The 16883-nt window shown below is 70.1% G+C and carries 14 protein-coding genes; 6 read left to right on the top strand and 8 right to left on the bottom strand.

The window, feature by feature from the left end; translation table 11 throughout:
• Nucleotides 1-56 precede the first annotated feature (56 nt).
• The 3 genes from HMPREF3165_RS06555 to HMPREF3165_RS06545 all read right to left on the bottom strand — a co-directional run bounded on the left by HMPREF3165_RS06555 (nt 57) and on the right by HMPREF3165_RS06545 (nt 2609).
• The gene (locus HMPREF3165_RS06555; protein ID WP_070511659.1) at nt 57-950 is read right to left on the bottom strand and encodes a GRP family sugar transporter; all 894 of its coding nucleotides are present in this window, start codon (nt 948-950) and stop codon (nt 57-59) included.
• Between the two features lie 101 nt (nt 951-1051).
• A complete protein-coding gene (locus HMPREF3165_RS06550; protein WP_010614584.1) occupies nt 1052-1318 on the bottom strand; it encodes an HPr family phosphocarrier protein in 267 nt (88 codons plus the stop codon).
• Nucleotides 1319-1484: 166 nt separating this feature from the next.
• Nucleotides 1485-2609 (bottom strand): GuaB3 family IMP dehydrogenase-related protein, encoded by a 1125-nt coding sequence (locus HMPREF3165_RS06545; RefSeq protein ID WP_065362052.1) that lies wholly within the window; start codon nt 2607-2609, stop codon nt 1485-1487.
• 138 nt (nt 2610-2747) lie between these two features.
• Between HMPREF3165_RS06545 and HMPREF3165_RS06540 the strand changes: the two genes are divergently transcribed.
• Complete coding sequence (locus HMPREF3165_RS06540) at nt 2748-3530, top strand: exonuclease domain-containing protein (RefSeq protein WP_070511657.1); 783 nt, start codon at nt 2748-2750, stop codon at nt 3528-3530.
• Between the two features lie 130 nt (nt 3531-3660).
• Here the strand turns inward: HMPREF3165_RS06540 and guaB are convergent, their stop codons facing one another.
• Complete coding sequence (gene guaB / locus HMPREF3165_RS06535; protein WP_176747013.1) at nt 3661-5223, bottom strand: IMP dehydrogenase; 1563 nt, start codon at nt 5221-5223, stop codon at nt 3661-3663.
• A gap of 378 nt (nt 5224-5601) precedes the next feature.
• Here guaB and HMPREF3165_RS06530 point away from each other — a divergent pair, with 378 nt between their 5' ends.
• Complete coding sequence (locus HMPREF3165_RS06530) at nt 5602-5904, top strand: WhiB family transcriptional regulator (protein WP_070511650.1); 303 nt, start codon at nt 5602-5604, stop codon at nt 5902-5904.
• Nucleotides 5905-6081: 177 nt separating this feature from the next.
• Here HMPREF3165_RS06530 and groES read toward each other — a convergent pair whose 3' ends face one another.
• Together groES and HMPREF3165_RS06520 are read right to left on the bottom strand one after the other, a co-directional pair.
• The gene (groES, locus tag HMPREF3165_RS06525; protein ID WP_003789398.1) at nt 6082-6378 is read right to left on the bottom strand and encodes a co-chaperone GroES; all 297 of its coding nucleotides are present in this window, start codon (nt 6376-6378) and stop codon (nt 6082-6084) included.
• A 250-nt stretch (nt 6379-6628) separates the two neighbouring features.
• A complete protein-coding gene (locus HMPREF3165_RS06520; RefSeq protein ID WP_083303230.1) occupies nt 6629-7288 on the bottom strand; it encodes a SanA/YdcF family protein in 660 nt (219 codons plus the stop codon).
• A gap of 363 nt (nt 7289-7651) precedes the next feature.
• Between HMPREF3165_RS06520 and HMPREF3165_RS06515 the strand changes: the two genes are divergently transcribed.
• Nucleotides 7652-8920, top strand: coding sequence for a class I SAM-dependent methyltransferase (locus HMPREF3165_RS06515; protein ID WP_070511669.1), 1269 nt, complete (start codon nt 7652-7654; stop codon nt 8918-8920).
• A gap of 73 nt (nt 8921-8993) precedes the next feature.
• Nucleotides 8994-10226 carry a glutamate--cysteine ligase gene (locus HMPREF3165_RS06510; protein ID WP_176747012.1) on the top strand — a complete coding sequence of 411 codons (1233 nt, stop codon included), beginning with the start codon at nt 8994-8996 and terminating at the stop codon, nt 10224-10226.
• Nucleotides 10227-10251: 25 nt separating this feature from the next.
• On the opposite strand, the gene HMPREF3165_RS12880 is transcribed toward HMPREF3165_RS06510, so the two are convergent.
• Entirely contained in the window at nt 10252-14076 is a 3825-nt protein-coding gene (locus tag HMPREF3165_RS12880; protein ID WP_083303229.1) for an ABC transporter ATP-binding protein, read from the bottom strand.
• 120 nt (nt 14077-14196) lie between these two features.
• On the opposite strand from HMPREF3165_RS12880, the gene HMPREF3165_RS12875 reads away from it, so the two are divergent.
• Complete coding sequence (locus tag HMPREF3165_RS12875) at nt 14197-14991, top strand: TetR/AcrR family transcriptional regulator (RefSeq protein ID WP_101586532.1); 795 nt, start codon at nt 14197-14199, stop codon at nt 14989-14991.
• Here the strand turns inward: HMPREF3165_RS12875 and tsaD are convergent.
• Nucleotides 14902-15948: a tRNA (adenosine(37)-N6)-threonylcarbamoyltransferase complex transferase subunit TsaD gene (gene tsaD, locus HMPREF3165_RS06495; protein WP_070511647.1), complete on the bottom strand. Its 1047-nt coding sequence runs from the start codon at nt 15946-15948 to the stop codon at nt 14902-14904. The two genes, HMPREF3165_RS12875 and tsaD, sit on opposite strands and share 90 nt — an antisense overlap.
• A gap of 150 nt (nt 15949-16098) precedes the next feature.
• Between tsaD and HMPREF3165_RS06490 the strand changes: the two genes are divergently transcribed.
• Entirely contained in the window at nt 16099-16785 is a 687-nt protein-coding gene (locus HMPREF3165_RS06490; RefSeq protein ID WP_070511646.1) for an HAD family hydrolase, read from the top strand.
• The last annotated feature ends 98 nt before the right edge of the window (nt 16786-16883 follow it).

Here is a 16883-nt window from a genome sequence, read left to right as displayed (position 1 = left end):
ACAGGGCACTAAAAACTGTGCAACTCAGGTCAGAAGATCCGCCTCCAGAGCACCGGCTACTGTGAGGGGGACGCGCCGGTGTCCATGCCGGTCGCCAGCCCCATGAGGACCAGGCCGACGACGGCTGCCGCGACGCCGGCGGCCACCGCCGTGCGTTCCCGCCCGGTGCGCTCCTCCCCCAGGATGGTCAGACCACCGATGGTGGCCAGGACGAAGCCGAGCTGGGAGAGGGTGAAGCCGGAGGCCACCCCAACGGCCGCCGTCGAGCGCAGCATGAGGGCGTTACCGACCGCCCACAGGCCCCCGGCGAGCGCGGCCGGAACGATCCTTGGGCCTCGTAGGCGCGCGCGCCGCGGCAGGATGAGGGCGCACAGTCCGGCACCGGCCAGCAGTCCCAGCCCCATGGGTCCGACGGCGTGGGCCGGGGGTACCTCGACGGCGCGCAGCAGCGAGGGGTAGGAGCCGTAGAGGACGGCTGAGGCGGCGGTGGCCAGCAGACCGTCACGTCGCTGCGCGGCCGTGGGACCGGGGCCGGTGCGCTCCTGCCAGGAGCAAGCGGCGGCGCCGAGCATGATGAGCGCGAGCGCCACCACCCCCAGGATCAGGGCCCCGGGAGCGCGCCACTCACCGAAGAGGCTCACGCCCAGGGTGGCGTTGAGCAGGAGCTGGAGGGCGGTGGTCAGAGGCATGGTGCGACTGACGCCCCAGGCGCGGAAGGCCCACAGGACGAAGACCTGCCCACCGGTCCACATGAGTCCGCAGGCCACGCCCCACACGGTGGCGCTCAGGGACCAGGGCGAGCCGAGCATGGCGGCGCATCCGAGCGAGACGGCTCCCGCTCCCACCATGACCGCGGTGTTCTGGCGGCGGATGTCGGTGGGGAAGGCTCCGAGAAGAAGGGACAGTGCCCCGAACAGCAGGGAGGGCACGAGGGCGATGGCAATGCTCATGGCGGGTCCGCAACGCTCTTCGACACGGGTACTTGCCTGCGTCTCAACGCGGACGGGGCGCGCCCCGCAGTGGAGCGCGCCCCGTCCGGCTGGGCATGTTCTCAGGCGTCCAGGTCGGTCTCCAGGAGGGCCTTGAGGTCCTCGAGGGCCGCCTCGGCGCCGTCGGCATCGGAGGCCAGGGTGACGACGTCGCCGAAGCCGGCGCCCAGGGTCATCACACCGAGGATGGAGGAGGCGTCAACCGCAGCGCCGCCCTCCTTGGCGATGGTGACCGGGACGCCCTTCTCGGCGACGGCCTTGACGAAGGTGGCAGCAGGACGGGCGTGCAGACCGACCTTGGAAGCGATGGTGGCGGTGACCTGGGCCATGTGAAGCTCCTTGTGACATGTGGGGGCTAACAGTGTGGGAAGCGGATCATGCCCCCACACCGATCTGAGCAGCGCAGCGGCTGCTGTCCCGGCCGAGACTACCCGAGATCACGGCTCTGTTGCACTGTTCCTCCCTTCAAAATCACGGTTCGTCGAGGAGGCCTCCTCAAGAACCGGTGTATGGCGCCAGGACGACCTCGACCCGCTGGAGCTCCTTGACGTCCGCATAGCCGGTGGTGGCCAGGGTGCGGCGCAGGGCGCCCATGAGGTTGAGCGTGCCGTCAGCGCGGTCGGAGGGGCCGTTGAGGATCTCGGCCATGGTGCCCACTGTGCCCACGTGGCTGCGGAAGCCCCGCGGCAGGCGCTCATGGCGGGCCTCGGCGCCCCAGTGGTAACCGCCGCCGGGAGCCTCCTCGGCCCGGGCCAGGGCGGCCCCGAGCATGACGGCGTCCGCGCCGCAGGCGATGGCCTTGACGACGTCGCCGGAGTTGCCCACCGAGCCGTCGGCAATGACATGGACGTAGCGGCCCCCGGACTCGTCGAGGTAGTCGCGCCGGGCCCCGGCGACGTCGGCCACGGCGGTGGCCATGGGCATGTGCAGCCCCAGGACCTGGCGCACGGAGGAGGAGGCGCCGCCACCCTGCCCCACGAGGACTCCGGCCGCGCCGGTGCGCATGAGGTGGAGGGCGGCGGTGTAGGTGGTCACCCCGCCGACCACCACGGGCACGTCGAGCTCGTAGATGAAGCGCTTGAGGTTGAGGGGCTCGACGGATCCCGAGACGTGCTCGGCCGATACGAAGGAGCCGCGGATGACCATGAGGTCCACGCCCGCCTCGACCACGGTGCGCCAGTGACGCTGTGTCTGGGCGGGGCTGAGTCGCCCTGCCACGACGACGCCGGAGGCACGGATCTGGGTGAGCCGCTCAGTGATGAGCTCGGGCCTGACCGGGGCGCGGTAGACCTCCTGCAGGACGCTGGTGGCCCGGGACGGATCCGCCCGGCGGATGCGCTCGAGCGCCTCGGTGGGGTCCTCGTAGCGGGTCCACAACCCCTCCAGGTCCAGCACGCCGATCCCGCCCAGGCGCCCCACCATAATGGCGGTCTCGGGACTCATCACCGAGTCCATGGGGGAGGCCATGACCGGCAGATCCACGTGGTAGGCGTCGATCTGCCAGCCCACGCGCACCTCGGAGGTGTCCCGGGTGCGGCGCGCCGGCACCAGGGCGATGTCGTCGAAGGAGTAGGCGCGCAGGGCACGCTTGGAGCGTCCGATCTCGACCTCTGTGCTCATGGCCCGATCCTAGTGGGGCCGGTCCGGTATCCACCGGAGCGACCGGCGGGGCGGCCACGCGCACGGGGGCACCGGACACCGGCCGAGGCGCACTGGCACCGGCGCATTGATGTCGCAGCCCGGTGGCATGCTGGCCCCATGAGCACCCCGCACTCCTCCTCCATGTCCGACGCCGCCACCCCCGTTCCCTCCGCCTGGCCCTTCGGCCCCCTGCTCGGCTTCGACACTGAGACCACCGGAGTGGACCCTTCCGGCGACCGTCTGGTCACGGCGGCGCTCGTCTGGCGGGCGGCTCCTCGGGCCGACGGAGTCCGGCCGCAGTCTGTGGCCACGTGGCTCGCCGATCCCGGCGTGGAGATCCCCGAGGCCGCCGCCGCGGTCCACGGCGTGACCACCGAGCGGGCCCGCGCCGAGGGGCGGCCGGTGACCGAGGTGCTGGCAGAGGTCAGTGAGCACCTGGTGGAGGCGATGGCGGCCGGCACCCCGGTCGTCGCCTTCAACGCCTCCTACGACCTCACACTCATGGAGGCCGAGCTCGCTCGCCACGGGCTGCCCACGATGCGCTCTCGCCTTGGCCGAGAGCTGGGGCCCATCGCCGACCCGCTGGTCCTGGACCGGGCCGTGGACCGCTACCGCCGCGGCAAACGCCGCCTGGGCGACCTCTGCGAGGTCTACGGCGTGCACGTCGATGAGGCCCTGCACACCGCGGAGGTGGACGTGGCCGCCACACTCGATGTGCTCGAGGCCCTGGCCGCGGCCCACCCGCAGCTCTCAGAGCTCAGCCCCGATGAGCTCGTGGCCTACCAGGCCCGCGCCCACCGCACCTGGGCGGAGTCCTTCAACGAGTGGCTGGCACGCAAGAACCCCTCGCGGACCCCGGCCCAGACCGCCTGGCCGCTGCCGGACTCCCCCACGCACTGAGCCCCTCCAAGCACCCCTGCCGCACAAACGGCAGGCACGCCCATACGCAGGGAGCCGGCCGGATCGCTCCGGCCGGCTCCCTGCGCGGCAAGGTTCTGCTGAGCCTGTCTGGTCAACGGGCTGCGATGTCTCAGACCCCGTCGCGGCCGGTGTAGTTGGGGGCCTCGACGGTCATCTTGACGTCGTGGGGGTGGGACTCCTTGAGACCGGCGCTCGTGATCCGCACGAACTGGCCGCGCTCCTTGAGCTCGGGGATCGTACGCGCACCCACGTAGAACATGGACTGGTGCAGCCCGCCCATGAGCTGGTAGACAACGTCGCCCAGCGCTCCGGAGTAGGGGACCTGCCCCTCAATGCCCTCGGGGACGATCTTGGAGTCCGAGGAGACGTCGGCCTGGAAGTAGCGGTCCTTGGAGTAGGAGGTACGCCCACGCGAGCTCATGGCGCCCAGTGACCCCATGCCGCGGTAGCGCTTCCACTGCTTGCCGTTGACGAAGACAAGGTCGCCGGGAGACTCCGTGCAGCCCGCCAGCAGAGAGCCGAGCATGACCGTCTCCGCCCCGGCCACCAGGGCCTTGGCGATGTCACCGGAGTACTGCAGGCCGCCGTCGGCGATGAGGGGGACCCCGGCGGGCTTGCAGGCGCGAGCCGCCTCGTAGATGGCCGTCACCTGGGGCACACCCACGCCGGCGACGACGCGCGTGGTGCAGATCGAGCCCGGCCCCACCCCGACCTTGACGGCGTCGGCCCCGGCGTCGATGAGCGCCTGAGCCCCCTCACGGGTAGCGACGTTTCCGCCGATGACCTCGATGCCGTCGAAGGCGGAATCGGACTTGAGGCGGGAGATCATCTCCAGGGCCAGCTTGGCACCGCCGTTAGCGGTGTCGACGATGAGGACATCCACGCCGGCCTCAGCCAGGGCACTGGCACGCTCCCACGTGTCTCCCCAGTAGCCGACGGCGGCGCCCACTACGAGGCGCCCCTCGGCGTCCTTGGTGGCGTGGGGGTACTGCTCGGTCTTGACGAAGTCCTTGACGGTGATGAGACCGGTGAGGCGCCCCTCGGCATCGACCAGGGGCAGCTTCTCGATGCGGTGCTCAGCCAGGAGCGCCTTGGCGTCCTCCCGAGAGATGCCGGTCTCGCCGGTGATGAGGCGATCACGCGGCGTCATGCACTCGCGCACGGTCAGGCTCGCCCAGCGCTCCGGGGGGACGAAGCGCAGGTCGCGGTTGGTGATGATCCCCTGAAGGTTGCCTCCCGCATCGACGACGGGTAGGCCGGAAACCTTGTAGTGGCCGCAGAGCTCGTCGAGCTGGGCGATGGTGGCATCCGGTCCGACGGTCACCGGGTCGGTGACCATGCCGGACTCCGAGCGCTTGACGCGTCGCACCTGCTGGGCCTGGTCCTCGATGGACAGGTTGCGGTGGAGGATGCCGATACCACCTTGGCGAGCCATGGCAATGGCCATGTCCGACTCGGTGACCGTGTCCATCGCGGCCGAGAGCAGCGGGGTGGCCAGGCTGATCCTCGGGGTCAGTCTGGAGGTCGTATCGACCTCGGAGGGGATGACGTCGGTCAGCCTGGGCAGCAGGAGCACGTCGTCGTAAGTGAGTCCGGTGGGGGCAAAGACGTCAGGGCTGGTGATCGAGTCGCTCACGGGGCCATCGTAGGACGACCTGACCCCCCTGTGCATATCCGCCGGCACCGGCCTGTCCGCCCCACCAGCCACCGGCACCGACCCCCGACACCGAAGCGCCCGGCGGAGCAGAGCCGCCCCCTCGCCGAGGTGACGAGCGTCCCAGAAATAAAGCAACAATGAATGCGGAACGTTTCAGAAAAAAGATGCTCCTCAGACATACATCATTCACAAAACGTTTCTGCTATTCGAGCGCCATATTCTGGCGCACGTTTTCAGACAGTCAGAACGCAGACATCCAGCAAATCTGGAGAAAATTTCATTGTGAGATAGAATGATTCTTCTTGATTAACGCACCGCGCGATCTTATCGTTAGATATAGCGCACCACGTTCGGTGTGCCCGACCGCCATATCCAAAGGAGGGGAGGGAGGCAATGCACGACTCATCGCGTCTGCCCGGTCCGATCTCCACCCTCTGGGAGTGGCAGTACCGGGGGTCCTGCCTCGGCATGGACTCCTCGGTTTTCTTCCATCCCGAAGGAGAGAGAGGCGGTTCCCGTCGACGGCGGGACGAACGAGCAAAGGCCATTTGTCAGGACTGCCCCGTCCTGGAAGAGTGCCGGGACCACGCCCTGAGCACTCGCGAGCCCTATGGCGTCTGGGGAGGCATGAGCGAGGAGGAGCGGCGCGCTTACTACGAGCGGCAGGCACGCCGTTTCGCCGACGAACCGGCCTAACGCTCCGCCCTGTTTCAGGGAATCGACAGCACGGACGTTTCCAACTCACAACAATCGTCAAGACATGGCGCCTCCATACAGCAGGCACTGTGCGCACGCGTTGAAGGGGGAGGCACCCCAAGGTGCCTCCCCCTTCAACGTGCCGTGGCGCCAGTCGGCGCACACGACCTCAACGGGTCACTTGGTGACGACCGCCAGGACGTCGCGCGCCGACAGGATGAGGTAGTCCTCACCGGCGTAGCTGACCTCGGTGCCCCCGTACTTGGAGTAGATGACGACGTCACCCTCGGCGACATCGACGGGCACGCGGTTGCCGGAGTCGTCAATGCGACCCGGGCCCACGGCCACGACCTTGCCCTCCTGGGGCTTCTCCTTGGCGGTGTCGGGGATGACCAGGCCGGATGCGGTGGTCTGCTCGGCCTCAGCGGTCTGGACGACGATACGGTCCTCGAGCGGCTTGATGGAGATCGACATTGGAGACCTCCTCCTTCTCTTCAACGTGCAGTAGAACGGCTTGTTCGCCCTCCCCAGACGTACCCGACCGCCGTCGCGGGGGTCGGTCCGGCACGATGCAGGAGTGCGAGTCGCAGAAGGTGCCCGCCCCGCGTCCCAGGACCGGGCGAGCACTCCGCTGCGCCTGACGGAGAATCTACGACGGCGTTAGCACTCAGTCAACGCGAGTGCCAAAGCGTGGCGGCGGTTTCGCCGTGGGCGTCAGCCCTCGTCAGCGCCGGTGCTCCCGGGTCCAGGCGACAGCCTCCTTGACGCTCGTCTCCTGGCGCCCCAGGGTCGGGTCTCGTCGAGAGACGACATCGACGACGGCCTTGATCGCCGCCGCTCGCTCGCGCGTCCAGCTGACCGTCCACCCGATGCGGTCGCTGCGGGCCCGCGAGTCTCCGACACCGTCAACGTCGAGTCCGACTGAGCGGCAGATGGCGACTGCGCGCGGCTCATGGAAGTCTTGGGTCACGAGCAGAGCCCGCTCGATCCCGAAAATCCTGCGTGCCCGCACGCAGGTGTCGTAGGTGTCGAAGCCCGCGTAGTCCAAGGCGATCGCCTGCTCGGGGATCCCCCGGGAGAGGAGGTAGCTGCGCATGACAGTGGGCTCGTCGTAGCCGGCGCGCCGGTTGTCCCCGGAGACCAGGATCGCCTCGACGCGGCCGCTGGTGTAGAGCTCGGCGGCGGCGTCGAGGCGGTGGGCCAGCCAGGGTGAGGGCTGCCCGTCAGCGTGAACCGCCGCCCCCAGGACGATCGCCACCGGTGCCCTGGCCGCCGCACCGTCGCCGGATCCTTCACCGGCGATCTCGATGTGCCCGGCACTGACGGTCCACGCCCAGACACTGGCCCCGGCCGCCAAAAGGGCCACGACCCCCATGACTGCCACACAGATCCGTACCAGTGGACGCAGAAGCGACCGGAGGTGTCCCACAGCGTCAGGCCCCTGGACTGGGGCTGTGCTCACGCCGTCGTCCTCGCGCCCTAAAGCGGCGCCAGTCCCCTGACCGGCACCGAGCCGGGACTCCTCCTCAGCCATCAGCCACCCACCCGCCTTCCCGTCCAGCACCTTTCGGCCCTGCCTGCGCGCGGGGCCTTGGCCACAACCCTACTCACCACCTGCCAGGCGCAGCACTCAGGGGTCTGAGGGTCCCCGAGCCCCCGCCCGGCCTCCCCGCCTGGACCCGCCTTTCCGCCCCGCCCAGTGAACATCACGCCCACTGGCAGGTTCTGCATGGAATGATCGGGGGTGATGGCTGAGAACCACGTTGCGCTCCTCCTGACCCCCGAGGGCTGGGAGCTTCTGTCCTCCCTGCCCCCCTACGACCCCTCCGAGGCCCTGTCCCTGGGGCGCTCCCTGCGCGAGGAGGGCCACTCCCCTGCCCTGGTGGCGGCTGCGCTGACGCAGCAGCGCCTGCGCGAGCGGGCCGCAGCGAAGTTCGGGCCCTTCGCCCAGCAGATGCTCTTCACCGCCGACGGCCTGGAGCAGGCCACCCGGCTGACGGTCTCGGCCCACCATGCGGCCCGTTACGCGGCCGCGGGCGTGACGAAGGTCGCGGACCTGGGTTGTGGGATCGGGGGTGACGCCGTTGCCCTGGCAGGGCTCGATCTGCCGGTGCTCGCGGTGGACCGAGATGAGGCCGCAGCCGCCCTGGCCACCATCAACCTCATGCCCTTCCCCCACGCGAACGTCGAGTGCGCCGACGCCCTGGAGATCGACCTGGTCGCGCGCGGGGTGGACGCCGTCTTCGCCGACCCCGCCCGCCGCGCCGACGGGTGGCGCATCACCGACCCGGAGCAGTGGTCTCCGGCTCTGTCGCAGGTGCTCGCGCTGCGCGAGACCGTGCCCGCCCTGGGAGTCAAGGTCGCTCCCGGCATCGACCACGCCGCTCTGCCGGCCGACGCCCACACCCAGTGGGTGAGCGTGGACGGCGACGTCGTCGAGGCGGCCATCTGGTGCGGTCCGCTGGCACCGGAGGGGCCCGGGCGCTCCGCACTGATCCTGCGCTCGGGGGCGCAGGGCCCAGCCGCCTGCACACTGGTCGATCCCAGCACCACCGACCCCTCACAGCCGCCGGTCCAGGTCGACCCGATCGGCTCGCCCGATGAACTGGGCAGCATCATCCACGTTCCCGACGGCGCCGCCGTACGCGCCGGACTCATCGCCCACCTGTGCGAGACCCTGGACGCCAGGCCGGTGGGGCCCCGGATCGGCTACCTCACCGGAGAGCGCCTGCCCGATGAGGCGACTGCCTCCTTCGTGCGCTCCTTCCGTCTCACCGAGGTCCTGCCGCTACGGCTCAAGGCCCTGCGCTCCCGTGGCCGCGAGCTCGGTATCGGGCGTCTGGAGATCCTCAAGCGCGGAGTCGACGTCTCCCCCGACGCTCTGCGCGCCTCGCTGAGGCTCAGCGGTCAGGAGTCGGAGACCTGGATCCTGACCCGGGTGGGAGACAAGGCGAAGGGCGCCGTCCTCGTCGTCGAACCGATCACCGGCGTCTCGTCGGCTCACTCACCGACGTAACAGAACCCTTCCCGCGACAACAGACCCCTGTCAGCACCCGCGAAAGCCCCGAGGAACCCGAGGAGACCAGGACATGCAGGACACGACTGACACGACGAGCCCTATCGCCGCTCCTGCCGACGCTCAGCCGTCGCCGGCTCACCGCCCCCAGTCCCTCCCCTTCGCCGGCTCGGCCCGCTCCACGTTGGGGGTGGAGTGGGAGCTGGCCCTCATCGACCGCGACAGCCTCGACCTGCGCCAGTGCGCCGAGGAGATCCTCCAGAAGGTGGGCCCGGACCCGCACGTGCACGGCGAGATGATGCTCAACACCATCGAGCTGGTCTCCGGGGCCCGCAGGACCGTGGCCGAGTGCATGGAGGACATCGCCTTCGCCTTCGACCGCGTTCTTTCCGTCACCGATCCCCTGCGCGTGGACCTGGCCTCGGCCGGGACCCACCCCTTCGCCGACCCGCTGGTGCAGAAGGTGACCAATGCCGAGCGCTACGCGCGCCTGGTGGACCGCACCCGGCTGTGGGGTCACCAGATGCTCATCTTCGGCACCCACGTCCACGTCGGCGTCGAGGACCGGAGCAAGGTCCTTCCGATCCTCAAGGCCCTGCTCACGCGTACCGCCCACCTGCAGTGCCTGAGCGCCTCCTCGCCATTCTGGGCGGGGGCGGACACTGGCTACGCGGACAACCGCGCCATGATGTTCCAGCAGCTGCCCACCGCCGGCGCCCCCGAGCAGTTCAGCACCTGGGAGCAGCTGGAGAGCTACACCGGGGACCTGGTCCACACCGGCGTCATCGAGGACTTCACCGAGATCCGTTGGGACGTGCGCCCCTCGCCGCGCCTGGGAACCATCGAGGTGCGGGCCTGCGACGCCGCCACGAACCTGACCGAGCTGGCCGGGATGGCGGCACTAACCCAGTGCCTCGTGGAGTCCTTCTCCCGCACCCTGGACCGGGGTGAGGAGCTCGATGCGCTGCCGGACTGGTACGTCGCCGAGAACAAGTGGCGCTCCGCCCGCTACGGCATGGACGCGATCCTCATCGTCAACTCCGCCGGTGAGGAGGAGCTGGTGGGAGACACGGTTGAGCGGATGCTCACCGAGCTCGCTCCCGTCGCCGAGGATCTCGGTTGCGCCGCGGAGCTGGAGTCCGTGCGCACCACGCTGGAGACGGGGGCCTCCTACCAGCGTCAGATCGCCGCCGTCGGGGCCTATGGAGGGCAGCGGGAGGCGGCCGTCAGGCTGCTGCTGGCCGAGGCCCGGGCGGGCAGGCCCCTCCGCCCTACAGAGGTGCTCTCGCTGGCGGCCAAGTCCTGAGCCGCACCTCCCTCGCGCTTGTCCTCTAGACGAGTGCCCAACCGCGCGCCCGGATGCGCTGCTCCCAGAAGCTGCGGTAGGGCCCCTCGACGGCCACGAGCTCATCGTGGTGTCCCCGCTGGGCGATGCGCCCGGCGTCGTTGAGGACGATGACCTGGTCGGCGGCGGCAATCGTCTCCAGCTTGTGGGCGATGACGATGAGGGTCGAGGTGCGCCGCAGCTCCTCCATCGCGGCGACGATATTCGCTTCGTTCTCGGCGTCCAGCGCGCTGGTGGCCTCATCGAGCAGGACGATCGGGGCTCGTTTGAGCAGGGCGCGGGCGATGGAGACGCGCTGGCGCTCACCACCGGACAGGGCCCGTCCGCCCTCTCCCACGCGCGTGTCCCATCCATGGGGCAGGCGGTGGATGATCTCCGTGACGCCGGCGAGCCCTGCGGCCCAGCGCACCTGGGCGTCGTCGGCCGCGGGGTTGCCGATACAGATGTTGGCGGCCAGGGTGTCGTCGAAGAGGTAGACGTCCTGGAAGACCATGGAGAGTTGTTCCATGAGCTGGGATGTCGGCATGTCGCGCACGTCGGTGCCGCCGACACGCACGGTTCCCGAGTCCACATCCCAGAAGCGGGCGACGAGGCGGGCGATGGTCGTCTTGCCGCTGCCGGAGGGGCCCACGATCGCGCACATGGTGCGCGCGGGCACCCTCATCGAGACCCCGGTCAGGACGGGCTCGTCGGGGCGGTAGCCGAAGGCAACGTCGTCGAGCTCGACGGCCCCCGGCTCGGGCAGCGCACTGGGCTCCTGCGGCTCGGCCATGAGCTCGGCGTCCATGACGGCGTCGAGGTGGTTCATCATCTGGCGCCGCTCCTCCACGCCCATGACGGCTGCTCCGATGTCGTCGAGCATGGTGGTGAAACGCAGGCACATGCCGATGACGGCGATGGCCACCAGCGGCTCCATGGCGCCGGAGGCGGCCAGCGAGGAGGTCAGGACGATCATGGCGACGACGACGATCTGGCTCAGCGCGCCGTTGACGAGGTTGCCGGCGGACTCCCACCACAGGGCGCGCCTGGAGGCACGGACCCCGTCGTCGAAGGCGGCGGTCAGGCGGCTGTAGCCCGAGGCGGCCCGGCAGGAGCGCAGAGCCCCCTGGCAGCGGGCGATCTCGACGATGCGGGTGGCGAGCTCGCGCTCGGCGGGCTCGGAGACGGACTTGCCTCGGTCCAGCAGACGGCGCGAGAGGCCCACGAGTCCGGCGAACAGGGGCGCGGCCAGCGTCAGCAGGAGCCCCAGGCGCCAGTCCCAGGCCCAGGAGCCGACCCCGACGACCACGCATGCGGCAGCAGTGGAGGTGAGCAGGTACAAGAAGTGGGCGGCGGACTCCCCCAAGGCCACCATCTCTTGGCTCACGGCCCGCGACAGGGTGCCGGCGGAGTCGGCGGTGAACCAGCGCAGGGGCAGGCGGGCGATCCGGTCGCCCACTGCGTGGTGGACGTCGTGCATGAAGCCCAGCGCCCCTGACATACCCATGCGCCGCCCCTGGAAGTCGCAGACGGCCGCGCCGAGACCGAGAACGACCAGCACGATGAGCCAGCCGCTGAAGGACAGCCCCCATCGGGGCACACCGGTCGCCAGAGCCACTGAGGCGGGCAGCAGCACCAGCAGCGCCAGTCCCGACAGGACCCCATTGACTCCCGCCAGGGCGATGCACCCTCGGGTCTGCCTCCAGGAGGAGTCGGTCATGAGCCGGCGGAAGCGGGACAGCAGGGAGTCCGCCAGCGGGGAGGATCCGCCGGGGGTGGAAGGGAAGGGGTGAACGGCCCCCGTCCGCCCATCCCGGTCATTGACGCGGGAGGGCGACGTCGCCAGGACCCTGCCGTCAGCCGCACTGTCAGCCACACCGTCGTCCGGACTGTCGGCCGCGCCGTCGGCGAGTGAAGGGCCTTCTGTCCCGGTGGTGGTCTCGTGGACGTTCGATCCTGTGGCACCCTCGAGCTCGCCGGCCTGGCGCAGCAGGGCCCGGTAGTGGGGCTCATCGGCCAGGTCATCGTGGGTGCCGGCGGCGACGATGCGTCCGCCGTCCATGACGGCGATGCGGTCGGCGCCGCGCACGGCGGCCGGCCGGTGGGCGATGACCAGGACGGTGCGGTCCTTGACCAGGGCGCTCAGTGCCTGCTGGATCTCGGCCTCGGACTCGGGGTCGGCCATGGCGGTGGCCTCGTCGAGCACGATGACGGGGGTGTTCAGCAGGATGGCGCGGGCGATGGCAATGCGCTGCTCCTGTCCACCGGACAGTGCCGTGTCCTGCCCCAGGACGGTGTCGTAGCCCTGTGGCAGCGCCATGATCTCCTCGTGGATGCGGGCCACGCGGGCGGCGGCGCGCACCTGCGCCAGATCGGCCTTGGGGCACCCGAGGGCGATGTTCTCGCGCACGGTGGTGGCAAGCAGCTGGGCGTCCTGGAGGACGAAGGAGACGGTGGAGTACAGGGTGGACTCGTCCATGTCCCGCAGGTCCACCCCGCCGATGCGGACGGCTCCGGCGTCGGGGTCGGCGAAGCGGGCGATGAGGGTGGCCAGTGTCGACTTGCCCGAGCCGGAGGGGCCCAGCAACGCGGTCACGGTTCCCGGCTCCAGGGTCAGGCAGGCGTCGTCGACGGCGAGGACCTCCCCGTAGGAGAAGGAGACGTGGTCGATCTCGACTCGCTCCGCGCGGGGCTGTGCGGGCCGGTCGGCGGTGGGCAGGACGGGGGTGTCGAGGACCTCGCACAGGCGCAGGGCTGCCGCGCCGGCGAGCTGGTAGGACCAGGAGATCGAGGCGATGGTGATGAGGGCGGCGGGCAGGACCAGGGCGACGAGGGTCGTGGCCAGGACCTGGGGCAGGGTGACGGCCCCGGCGTGGATGAGCAGCGCCCCACCGCCGAGGTTGACCAGGAGCAGCACGGGGATGGAGACCCAGGTGAAGGACAGGCAGGTGACGGTCACCAGGGGCATCGCCCAGGCGCGGTAGAAGGCGGAGAACTCGTCCGCAGCGGTGAGGTAGGCCGAGTGTGCTCGTCCCACGCGTCCGAAGGCCTTGACCACGCCGATCCCGGAGACGAACTCGACCATGGCCGAGGAGATGGCGGCCAGCTTGCGGTCCATCTCCACGGTCTTCTCGTTCATGCCACGCATGGACACCGAGTAGGTGAGCACGTAGAGGACGAGTGCGGAGACGGCCAGCAAGGCCAGCCGCCAGTCGATCCAGAAGGCGCACCCCAGCAGGGCCAGCGGGGTGACGATGGCGTTGAGGCGCTCGACGGGACCGTGGGCGATGACGGTGTGGACGAGGGTCGTGTCGTCCTGAACGGCCTTGCGCAGGCGCCCGGAGGTGGAGGCGGTGAACCAGGACAGCGGGGCGTGGGAGATGCGCGCAACGATGTCGCGGCGCAGGCGGTCGCGCAGGGACAGGTCAGCCAGGTGGGTGATGAGCAGCGCCAGGAAGTACAGCAGCAGGCGGGTGGAGTAGGCGCTCACGAGCACCATGACCACGCCTGACACCTGCTGAGGATCCGGGCTCAGGCCCGCCCGGTGGGCGCGCAGCAGGATATCGCCGAGCTGGACCAGTGCGATGTAGGGGGCCACCGCCAGGACCGCGGAGAGCAGGACGAGGACCTGACCGATCCGCAGGCGGGTGCGCACGGGGGCGCCGAGGCGGGCGATGGCTGCCTGCCCCTCGCGCGAGCGCTGGGCGTTGCCCTGAGGGGTCGGCTCAGCTGCGTCGTCAGGCGCTGCTGCACCGGCTGAGGGCGGCGACGACGGCGCGGGCGATGGATGCGGCGAGGATCCCGGAGCTGACGACTGTGTCCGCGTGCTCATCAGGTATCCCAACCTTCCGTCGACCCTAATTCTGAATGGCTTTCAGAACTTAGTGAGGTCTACCTTACTCTCGCCGCTGAACCTCGGGCAACAGCTCGCACGGACCATTACGGTGCTGCCATGACACGATCTGTGCGACTGGGCCGACCGACCGGACCGAGACCGGGCTTCTCGCGCGACGACGTCGTCGATGCCGCCCTCGAGATCGGCATCGCGGAGTTCACGCTCACGGCGGTGGCCAAGCACCTGGGAGTGGCGGTCTCCGGGCTGTACCGCACGATCTCCTCGCGCGAGGATCTGCTGGCCGCCTGCCTGGAGAGGATCGCCGCCGAGGTGGAGACTCCGGGCGCCGGGAGGCGCTGGCCCGATGCGGTGCGGGCCCACGCCGAGGCCATTTGGGCGATGCTGGAGCGCTACCCCGGTCTGGCCGGAGTCATCATGGGGGTGCCGTGGGCCCACCAGCTCTTCGCCGCCCCCGTGGCTCAGGCGTGCCAGGTCCTGGTCGACGGCGGCCTGGGGGTCGAGGAGGCCGGGGTGGTCCTGGACTTCGTCGGCGACACCGTCATCTCCACGCACGCGCAGATTGAGGTCATGCGCTCCCCGGTTGCCCTCTCGGGGCTGGGCGGGCCCACGGGTCTGGAGGAGACCAGCCGGTTCGCGGCCGCCGCCGGGAACCCTCCCCTGCCCGAGGCGCTGACGCCCAACGAGAGCTGGCTGGAGCGCGGCGGCCTGGACCGCAAGATCGAGATCATCATCCGGGGAGTGGCCGTGGGCCTGCCCCCGAGCGCAACGGATACGGGAGGGAAGTCGGCGTCAGGGGCGACTTCAGTGGGCGACGCTGACGTCCAGCGGCATCCCCGAGTCCGGGGCGAAGTCCATGGGGCTGGGGGCGACGCCGGCCCGCACGGCCGCTGACCCCAGGGCTGCGATCTGGGCGCCGTTGTCGGTGCAGAAGCGCAGTGGTGGCAGGCGCAGGGTGATGCCGGCCTCCTCGCAGCGCTCGGCCGCCAGGGAGCGCAGGCAGGAGTTGGCCGAGTACCCGCCCCCGACGACGAGCGTGTCGCAGCCGGTGTCCAGGCAGGCCTGGACCGCCTTGGCGGTCAGGGAGTCGTTGACGGCCTCGGAGAAGGCGGCGCAGACGTCGGCACTGGGCACCTTCTGGTCGGAGTCCTCCAGGGACTCCACGTAGCGGGCTACGGCGGTCTTGAGGCCGGAGAAGGAGAAGTCGTAGCGGTGGCGCTCCTTGTCCTTGCCCGCGGCCAGCCCTCGGGGGAAGCGGATGGCGCCGCGGTCGCCCTCCTGGGAGAGCCGGTCCACGTGCGGGCCGCCGGGGTAGGGCAGGCCCAGGAGGCGGCCGACCTTGTCGAAGGCCTCGCCGGCGGCGTCGTCGAGAGTGCCGCCGAGCTCGACGACGTCGGTGGCGACGTTGCGGATGCTCAGGAGGTTCGAGTGGCCGCCGGAGACGATGAGTCCGACGAAGCGCTCCGGCAGGGGGCCGTCGACCAGCTCATCGACCGCCAGGTGGCCGATGACGTGGTTGACGCCGTAGATCGGCCGGTTCAGGCTCGCGGCCAGGGCCTTGGCGGCGGAGATGCCGACGGTCAGGGAGCCGATGAGTCCGGGGCCGGCGCACACGGCGACGGCGTCGACCTCACTGAGGTCGACCCCGGCCTTCTCCAGCGCGGCGTCGAGGGTCGGCAGGAAGGACTCCAGGTGGGCGCGTGAGGCGATCTCGGGGATGATGCCGCCGAAGCGCGCGTACTGGTCCATGGAGGTGGCGGTGACATCGGCGAGAAGCTCACGGCCGCGCACGAGGGCCACGCCGGTCTCATCGCAGGTGGACTCGATGCCGAGAATGAGGGGGTCGCTCACGGGGCCAGACTATCGCCTGGAGAGACGGACGCCGAACAGGCGCCCATCGAGGCCTCGGGTATCCGCTGAGCACCACGTCGCGGCGCAGGTTCATGCCCGCTTCGTTAGGCTGACAGTGCTGCTCACGTCGATTCCGCCCCAGGAGGCGTCATGTCCGTTCAACTGTGGTCGTCATCGGGAAGGGCCGCCGAGGGGCAGACGCCCCTGAGCAGTGCCAAGGCGCTTCTGTGCGATATGGACGGCACGCTGGTGGACTCCTCAGCGGTCGTGGAGTCGATGTGGGCCTCCTTCGCCCGGGACCACGGCATGAGTGAACGCTTCGACGAGATCATGGCCTACTCCCCCGGCCGCACCGGGCTCGACACGATCCAGCGGTTCCTGCCGGAGCTGACGGCCGAGGAGCGGGGCGCCATCTACCAGCGCTTCGCCCGTGAGGAGATCACGCAGACCGCAGGGCGGATGGCGGAGATTCCCGGCGCCGCAGCCTTCATGACGACCCTGATCGATGCCGGCGTTCCGTTGGCCCTGGTGACCTCCGCGCCGATCGCGCTCATGCGGGTGCGCATGGAGGAAGCCGGCGTCCCCATTCCCCCAGTGGTCGTCTCCGCCGGCGACGTCGAGCGCGGTAAGCCCGATCCCGACCCCTATCTCAAAGCCGCCGAGCTCCTGGGGGTGCCGATCTCCTCCTGCCTGGTGCTGGAGGATGCTCCCTCCGGCTACACCTCCGCCCGGCGCGCCGGCGCACAGATCCTCCTCGTGGGCGACGGCGTCCCCGAGGCCGGCTCGCACGTCCCCCGCATCGCGGACTTCACCGGGATCACCTTCACCATCCATTAACGCCGAGCCGGGCACTTCGCGGGCGGGGACATTTCACGCGGCCGGGCGCGTGTCGTTCCGGGCGGGGCCATTCGACGCCGTCGGGGACAGCAATCCCG

Source organism: Actinomyces sp. HMSC08A09 (genome assembly GCF_001807465.1).
GTDB lineage: Bacteria > Actinomycetota > Actinomycetes > Actinomycetales > Actinomycetaceae > Actinomyces > Actinomyces oris.
Note: the sequence above shows the minus strand (reverse complement) of the source record. Positions and strands in the feature narration are given on the sequence as shown.